The organism is Mycobacterium sp. E2462 (assembly GCF_001672685.1).
GTDB lineage: Bacteria > Actinomycetota > Actinomycetes > Mycobacteriales > Mycobacteriaceae > Mycobacterium.
This window is the reverse complement of the sequence record NZ_LZKC01000036.1, coordinates 19,611-27,428: the sequence shown is the minus strand read 5'-3', so window position 1 is coordinate 27,428 and position 7,818 is coordinate 19,611. Positions and strand designations below refer to the sequence as shown.

8 protein-coding genes are annotated in these 7,818 nt (G+C 69.0%); 7 read left to right on the top strand and 1 reads right to left on the bottom strand.

The annotated features are described in order from the left end of the window. Positions 1-227, top strand: a 227-nt coding sequence (locus tag A5714_RS26870; RefSeq protein WP_231975720.1) for a hypothetical protein, incomplete at its 5' end; no start/stop codon positions are given. Between the two features lie 131 nt (positions 228-358). Next, on the top strand, positions 359-1,114 hold the full coding sequence (locus A5714_RS02255; protein ID WP_068282320.1) for a sensor domain-containing protein: 756 nt from the start codon (positions 359-361) through the stop codon (positions 1,112-1,114). A 6-nt stretch (positions 1,115-1,120) separates the two neighbouring features. Here the strand turns inward: A5714_RS02255 and A5714_RS02250 are convergent, their stop codons facing one another. Next, positions 1,121-3,157, bottom strand: a complete 2,037-nt coding sequence (locus tag A5714_RS02250) for a glycoside hydrolase family 15 protein (protein WP_068282329.1) — start codon at positions 3,155-3,157, stop codon at positions 1,121-1,123. 172 nt (positions 3,158-3,329) lie between these two features. Between A5714_RS02250 and A5714_RS02245 the strand changes: the two genes are divergently transcribed. From A5714_RS02245 to A5714_RS02225, 5 genes are all read left to right on the top strand, one after another. Continuing rightward, complete coding sequence (locus tag A5714_RS02245; protein ID WP_068068492.1) at positions 3,330-3,524, top strand: hypothetical protein; 195 nt, start codon at positions 3,330-3,332, stop codon at positions 3,522-3,524. A 306-nt stretch (positions 3,525-3,830) separates the two neighbouring features. Further along, positions 3,831-4,868 carry a sulfate ABC transporter substrate-binding protein gene (locus A5714_RS02240; protein WP_068068497.1) on the top strand — a complete coding sequence of 346 codons (1,038 nt, stop codon included), beginning with the start codon at positions 3,831-3,833 and terminating at the stop codon, positions 4,866-4,868. Then, complete coding sequence (gene cysT, locus A5714_RS02235; protein WP_068282319.1) at positions 4,865-5,746, top strand: sulfate ABC transporter permease subunit CysT; 882 nt, start codon at positions 4,865-4,867, stop codon at positions 5,744-5,746. Before A5714_RS02240 ends, cysT begins: the two co-directional genes overlap by 4 nt. Next, positions 5,743-6,555 carry a sulfate ABC transporter permease subunit CysW gene (gene cysW, locus A5714_RS02230; RefSeq protein WP_068068503.1) on the top strand — a complete coding sequence of 271 codons (813 nt, stop codon included), beginning with the start codon at positions 5,743-5,745 and terminating at the stop codon, positions 6,553-6,555. The genes cysT and cysW overlap by 4 nt, the downstream gene beginning before the upstream one ends. A gap of 22 nt (positions 6,556-6,577) precedes the next feature. Next, positions 6,578-7,663, top strand: a complete 1,086-nt coding sequence (locus A5714_RS02225; RefSeq protein ID WP_068282326.1) for a sulfate/molybdate ABC transporter ATP-binding protein — start codon at positions 6,578-6,580, stop codon at positions 7,661-7,663. The last annotated feature ends 155 nt before the right edge of the window (positions 7,664-7,818 follow it).

Here is a 7,818-nt window from a genome sequence, read left to right as displayed (position 1 = left end):
GTGTTTCAGCTGCCGGTCAGCTGCGCCAGCCCAGCGCGCTGACTCTGGTCGTCGGGTCCGCGATCCGACAGCGCTGGTGTGGGATCGCCCTTCGTCGAAGGATTCGGTTGCTGTACAGCGCAACTGCGCCCCCACCGCGATCATTCCCGCTCAGCCCAGCGCTGTCGGATCGCGGACCCGACGACCAGAGTCAGCGCGCTGGGCTGGCGCAGCTGACCGGCAGCTGAAACATCGCTGACGAGGCGCTGTGTTGTGCGTGGCCGACGACTGCCGTCGTGGTAGTCACCCTAGACTGCCTCGTGATCCCGGCGTCGGACAGGCGCCGCGGAAGACAAGGGCGAGAAGTGTGATGACTCGGATGGATTGGTCCCGGCGCGCGGCGATGGTGGCGGCCGTCGCCGCGCTGGCGACGGGCTGCTCGGCGACGGTCGGGGGCGTGGCCCGCCCCGCGCCGGACGCGGTGCCGCGCTGGCTCACCGGGCACACGATCAAAAGAGTGCTGCTCGGCCAGAGCGCCCTGTCCCGAATCGTCAAGCAGCCGTTAGACATCGACCCGCTTTTCCCGCCCAGCTTCGGAGGGCCGGAGCTGTTGCAGGGCGCACCGTCGGGCCAGGTCCCGGACTGCTTCGGTGTGGCGGTGATGCTGCAGCAGAGCGCCTACCGCCCCGGTTCGGTGCGCAACGTCGCGCTCGAAACGTGGCGTCCCACAACGGAGTCGGCGACGGTGACCAGGGTCAAGGAAGGCGTGGTCAGCCTGCCCACGTCCGCCGACGCCAACGCGTTGTTCACCACGTTTTCCCGGCAGTGGCAGGCCTGCGAAGGCGAGACCCTGCCGGCCGGTGGCCGCGGCTTCGGGCTCCGGGTGCGCGTGAGCAACGTGCAGGTCACCAATTCTGTTGCCAGCGCCGCTCTTTCGATGGAGCTCAACGTGCCGCTGCCGAACGCTCCCGCGATCCCGGCGGCGCGCGCCATCGGAGTCCGCGGCAACTGCCTCATCGAAGTCGAGGTCGACTTCGCGCGGGAGCCGCAGTCACCGGACGTGACCAGCGACATCAACGGCAGCGCCCTCGACATCGCCCAGGTGATGCGGGACAAGGTCAGCGCTTTGAGCTGACGCTCGTCACACCGGCGCGTTGGCGGGCTGGAACGCGCCCGAGCCGTCGGCCTCCTCCTCGGCGCGGATCACGTGCACGACGGCGTTGATCAACGCCAGGTGGGTGAACGCCTGCGGGAAGTTGCCCAGCTGCCGTCCCGTGCGCGGTTCGATCTCCTCGGCGTACAGGTGCAGCGGGCTGGCATAGGACAACAGCCGCTCGCACAGCCGCTTGGCCCGCCCGACCTCACCGATCTCCACCAGCGCCGAGACCAGCCAGAACGAACAGATGGTGAAGGTGCCCTCCTCGCCGGACAGCCCGTCGTCGGTCTCGTCGACCCGGTAGCGCAGCACCAGGCCCTCCTGCGTGAGCTCGTCGGCGATCGCCAGCACGGTGTTGCGCACCCGCGGGTCGTCCGGCGGCAGGAACCTGGTGAGCACCACGAGCAGTAGCGAGGCGTCGAGCGCGTCGCTGCCGTAGCGCTGGGTGAACACGCCGCGCGAGTCCACGCCGTGACGCAGGATGTCGTCCTTGATCTCCTCGGCAATGTCGCGCCACTGCTGCGCGTAGCTCTTCTCGCCCTGCCGCTCGGCCAGCTTGGCCCCGCGGTCCAGCGCCACCCAGCACATCACCTTCGACGACGTGAAGTGCTGCGGTTCGCCGCGGACCTCCCAGATGCCGCGGTCCGGTTCGCGCCAGTGCTTGATGGCCTCCTCGACCTGTTTCTTCAGCACCGGCCACAACGTCTCGGGCACTTGCTCGCGCGACTTGGCGTGCAAATAGAAGGAGTCCAGGATCGAACCCCAGATGTCGTGCTGCACCTGGTCGTACGCGCCGTTGCCGATCCGCACCGGCCGGGCGTGGTCGTAACCGGAAAGGTGGTTGAGCTCCTCTTCGACCAGGCTGCGCTCGCCACCCACGCCGTACATCACCTGAAGCGGGTGGCGCTCGTTGCTGTTGGCGCCGGACACGTCGGCGATGAAGGCGAAGAAGTCGTCGGCCTCGCGGTCCAGCCCCAGCGTGTAGAGGCCCCACAGCGCGAACGTGGAGTCGCGCACCCAGGCGTAGCGGTAGTCCCAATTGCGTTCACCCTGAGGCGTTTCCGGCAGCGACGTGGTGCTGGCCGCCAGCAGCGCGCCGGTGGGCGAATAGGTCAGGCCCTTGAGCGTCAACGCGCTGCGCTGCAGGTAGGCCCGCCACGGGTGATCCGGGAAATTGCCGATGTTGATCCACTGCCGCCAGCACTCGGTGGTCTGCCACATCTTGTCGGCGGCCTCTTGATAGGTCTGGGGCGCCGGATGCTTGGTCCAGGAGAGGGCGACGAAGACGTCGTCGCCCTCCTTCATTCGGGTGCGCGCCCGCGCCTCGCGGCCCTCCAGGCCGATGTTGAGGTTGGTGGTCAGCCGCATCGTCGGATGCGCGTCGGGATGCTTGGTGGCGCGAGCGATGGCCTCGTTGTAGGCGTTGGCCGAGTACTCCCAGGTGGTGCCGACGCGGTGGTAGTCGAACGCCGGCTCGCAGCTCATCATCAGCTCGACGGTGCCGCTGACGCAGCGCACCGTGCGCAGCAGGATGTGTTCGGCGTCCCAGTCCATCGGCGTGCGGCGATGCGTGCGGGAGCGGCGCTCGATGTCGTGCCACGGCCCCATCACCAGCGCGTCGCGCACGATCAACCAGCCGGTGTGGGTCTGCCAGGTGGTCTCCATGATCAGGCTGCCGGGCAGGTAGCGGCGGGCCGAGGGCACCGAGACGCCGTACGGGCCCAGCCGGAAGTGGCCGGCGCTGCGGTCCAGGATCGAGCCGAACACGCTGGGGGAATCCGGCCGCGGCACGCACAGCCACTCCACCGATCCGGCCGGCGAGATCAGGCAGGTGTTCTCCCAGTCGGACAGAAACGAGTAGTCGGCGATCGGGGGAAAGGGATTCCGCAGTCCGGCGCTGGGGGCCAGAGGGCCGGGCGCGGTGACGGCCACCGGGGAGGACAGCGGGGGGGCCGACGCCGCTTCGAACGCCTCCTCGGGGAGGGTGTCGGCGGGGTCGTCGGGCTGAGCGTGCAGAACCATCAGGACATTTTCACTGCTGAGCGGGCCGGCGTCCATGCATTGCGCCACGCGGCGGTGCCCGGGGCCGGTGCCGCCCGTGCGCCGGCAACGAAAGCCCTTTTCGAGCGGGTTGGGGCGCCGCGGGCCTCGGCACGTTGGTTTTCCACAGCGGGGGCGCCTAGTGTGAACCCCGATGAACGCCTTCCTGAATTGGTGGGACGGCAACGAACTGTGGCTTTCCGGGCTCGCGTTCGTGCTGCAGGCCATGGTGGTGATGCCCGTGGTGCTGTTCGTGGCCTACCTCACGGCCGCGGCCCTCGACGGCCTGCTCGGCCGGGGCATCAGGGCGATGCGCCGGGCCCGCCACGCCGACGTGACGCCCGGTTAACGCGATGCCCCGGTCACACGTGACGTTGGTGCTCGTCGCGCTCGTGGTGTTGGTCCTCGTCACGTGGTGGGCCACCCACTGACGGCTTTGCCCGCTCGGTGGCGCGGTTGCATAGCTGTTAGGCTTCGCGCATGCACAGGGCGTCCGGCTCATCGGCTTGCCGTCTGCTCGTGCACTGTTGTCGCTGACTCCCCGGCCCGCGCGCGGCCAGGTGTGGAGTCGGTGAGTTCGCCGGCCATGCCCGATGCCTTGCCGCCGCAGCGATGGGAGCCGCATCCCTTTCAATCCAGCGTCGGAAGGCCCCACATGCTCAACGACTCCGGCAGCGCCCAGCGCTGGCGGGCCGTCGTCGCGCTCGCCCTGATCGTCGGCGTCGTCGCTGCCTGCCACGGTGGCGCCAGCGACGTCGTGGGCGGCGGCGGCCCGACGAATGCGCGCGCGAGCATCACCCTGGTCGCCTATTCGGTCCCGGAACCAGGCTGGAGCAAGGTGATCCCGGCGTTCAACGCCTCCGACGAGGGCCGGGGCATCCAGGTGGTCACGTCCTACGGCGCCTCCGGCGACCAGTCGCGCGGCGTCCAGGACGGCAAACCCGCCGACGTCGTGAACTTCTCGGTCGAACCCGACATCGCGCGCCTGGTCAAGGCCGGCAAGATCTCCAAGGATTGGAATGCCGACGCCACCAAGGGAATTCCGTTCGGATCGGTGGTGAGCTTGGTGGTCCGCAAGGGCAACCCGAAGAACATCAAGGACTGGGACGACCTGCTGCGTCCGGGCGTGGAGGTCATCACGCCGAGCCCGCTGAGTTCCGGCTCGGCGAAGTGGAACCTGCTGGCGCCGTACGCCGTGAAGAGCGAGGGCGGCGCCAACAGTCAGGCCGGCGTCGACTTCATCGGCAAGCTGGTGCGCGAGCACATCAAGCTGCGTCCCGGCTCCGGGCGGGAAGCCACCGACGTATTCGTCCAGGGCAGCGGGGACGTGTTGATCAGCTACGAGAACGAGGCCATCGCGACCGAGCGGGCGGGCAAGGCGGTCGAACATGTGAACCCGGCGCAGACGTTCAAGATCGAAAATCCGGTGGCGGTGGTGACCACCAGCCCGCACCTGGACGCGGCCGTCGCGTTCAAGAATTTCCAGTACACCGCCGCGGCGCAGCGGGTGTGGGCGCAGGCGGGTTTCCGGCCGGTGGATCCGTCGGTCGCCGCCGACTTCCGCGCCCAGTACCCGGCGCCCGCCAAGTTGTGGACCATCGCCGACCTCGGCGGCTGGGCGACCGTCGACCCGCAGCTGTTCGACAAGACCAACGGCAGCATCACCAAGATCTACACGAAGGCCACCGGATGACGGCCGCGGTCACACCCGATCCGCAGGCCGTGCGGCCCGGCCTCGGCGTGCCCACCGGCGCCGGCGGCCGGCCGGCGGCCCGGCGCCGCTCCGGCACCACCTCGCTGCGGGTGGGCGTGGCGACGCTGTGGCTGTCGGTCATCGTGCTGCTGCCGCTCGCCGCCATCGCCTGGCAGTCGGCCGCCGGCGGCGCGCACGCCTTCTGGCTCGCGGTGACGTCCAACGCGGCGCTGGAGTCGTTGCGGGTGACGCTGACCATCTCGGCCGGGGTCACCCTGGTCAACCTGGTCTTCGGCCTGCTGATCGCGTGGATCTTGGTGCGCGACGACTTCTTCGGCAAGCGGTTGGTCGACGCCATCATCGACCTGCCGTTCGCGCTGCCCACCATCGTCGCCAGCCTGGTGATGCTGGCGCTGTACGGCAACAACAGTCCCGTGGGGCTGCATCTGCAGCACACCGCGTGGGGCGTGGCGGTGGCACTGGCCTTCGTGACGCTGCCGTTCGTGGTGCGCGCGGTGCAGCCGGTGTTGCTCGAGATCGACCGGGAGACAGAGGAAGCCGCGGCGTCGCTGGGCGCCAGCGGCCCCAAGATCTTCACCTCGATCGTGCTGCCGTCGCTGACGCCCGCGCTGTTGTCCGGTGCGGGCCTGGCGTTTTCCCGCGCGATCGGCGAGTTCGGCTCCGTGGTGCTGATCGGCGGAGCGGTGCCCGGCAAAACCGAGGTGTCCTCGCAGTGGATCCGCACCCTGATCGAGAACGACGACCGCACCGGCGCTGCCGCCATTTCGATTGTGCTGCTGTCCATTTCGTTTGTCGTGTTGTTCGCGCTGCGGGTGGTGGGCGGGCGCGCCGCCAAGCGTGAGGAGTTGGCCGCGTGACGTCCTCGCCGTGGGTGCGATACCTGCTCCGGTCCGTCGGGTTGACGTACCTGTTCGTGTTGCTCGTCGTGCCGGTGTCGCTGATCCTGTGGCGGACGTTTCGGCCCGGGTTCGGCCAGTTCGTCGACTGGGTCAGCACGCCGGCGGCGATCTCGGCGCTGAACCTGACCCTGCTGGTGGTCGCCATCGTCGTGCCGCTGAACGTGGTGTTCGGCATCCCGACCGCCTTGGTGCTGGCGCGCAACCGGTTTCGCGGCAAGGGCGTGCTGCAGGCGGTGATCGACCTGCCGTTCGCGGTCTCGCCCGTCATCGTGGGCGTGGCGCTGATCGTGTTGTGGGGATCGGCGGGCGCGCTGGGGTTCGTCGAGAAGGACCTCGGTCTCAAGATCATCTTCGGCCTGCCGGGCATCGTCCTCGCCAGCATCTTCGTCACGCTGCCGTTCGTGGTGCGCGAGGTCGAGCCCGTGCTGCACGAGTTGGGAACCGACCAGGAGGAGGCGGCCGCGACGCTCGGGTCGGGGTGGTGGCAGACCTTCTGGCGGATCACGCTGCCGTCGATCCGGTGGGGCCTGACCTACGGCATCGTGCTGACCATCGCCCGTACGCTGGGCGAGTACGGCGCGGTGATCATCGTGTCGTCGAACCTGCCGGGGAAGTCGCAGACGTTGACACTGCTGGTCTCGGACCGGTACAACCGCGGGGCGGAGTACGGCGCCTATGCGCTGTCGACGCTGTTGATGGGGGTGGCCGTGTTGGTGCTGGTCTTCCAGGTGATCCTTGACATTCGCAGGGCCAGAGCGGCTCGATAGGTTGGACATGAAAGACGTCCTCATGACCGAAGCCGGCCCGCACGCCCGCGGTGACCACGCGATCGTCGTGCGCGATGCCTACAAGCGTTACGGCGACTTCGTCGCCCTCGATCACGTGGACTTCGCCGTGCCAACCGGTTCGCTGACCGCCCTGCTGGGGCCAAGCGGCTCCGGCAAGTCGACGTTGCTGCGCACCATCGCCGGCCTCGACCAGCCCGACAGCGGGACCGTCACCATCAACGACCGCGACGTCACCCGCGTGCCGCCGCAGCGGCGCGGGATCGGGTTCGTCTTCCAGCACTACGCCGCGTTCAAACACTTGACGGTCCGCGGCAACGTGGCCTACGGGCTCAAGATTCGCAAGCGGCCGAAGGCCGAAATCGAAGAAAAGGTCGACAACCTGCTGGAAGTGGTGGGCCTGAGCGGCTTTCAGACCCGCTACCCCAACCAGCTGTCCGGCGGGCAGCGCCAGCGGATGGCCCTGGCCCGCGCGCTGGCGGTGGACCCGGAGGTGTTGCTGCTCGACGAGCCGTTCGGCGCGCTGGACGCCAAGGTGCGCGAGGATTTGCGCGCCTGGCTGCGGCGGCTGCACGACGAGGTGCACGTGACGACGGTGCTGGTGACGCACGACCAGGCAGAGGCGCTCGATGTCGCCGACCGCATCGCGGTGCTCAACCAGGGCCGCATCGAGCAGGTCGGCTCGCCGACCGAGGTCTACGACGCCCCCGCCAACGCGTTCGTCATGTCGTTCCTGGGGGCGGTCTCCACGCTGAACGGCAACCTGGTGCGCCCGCACGACATCCGTGTGGGCCGCACCCCGGAGATGGCCGTCGCGGCGGCCGACGGCACGGGGGAGTCCGCGGGTGTCGCCCGCGCCGTCGTCGATCGCGTCGTGGTGCTGGGCTTCGAGGTGCGCGTCGAACTGACCAGCGCCGCCACCGGCGGGTCGTTCACGGCCCAGATAACCCGGGGCGACGCCGAGGCGCTGAGCCTGCGGGAGGGCGACACCGTCTTCGTGCGGGCGACGCGGGTGCCGCCGCTCGCGGTGAACGGATCCGATACCGCCTCCGGCGCCGGCCGCGACACGAGCACGCTGACCTCGGCCTAGCTCAAGATATTTGGTCTTGCCGTCTTAGCAGCTCGTCGGGCGGCGATGGGTGCTGGGGCGGAATTGGCGGCGCATCTGCGGATGACAGATTTTTCAGCGTTCCGGCCTCACTCGCCCGCGAGCTGTGGTGCTCGACCCACCGACCAGACTCCGCT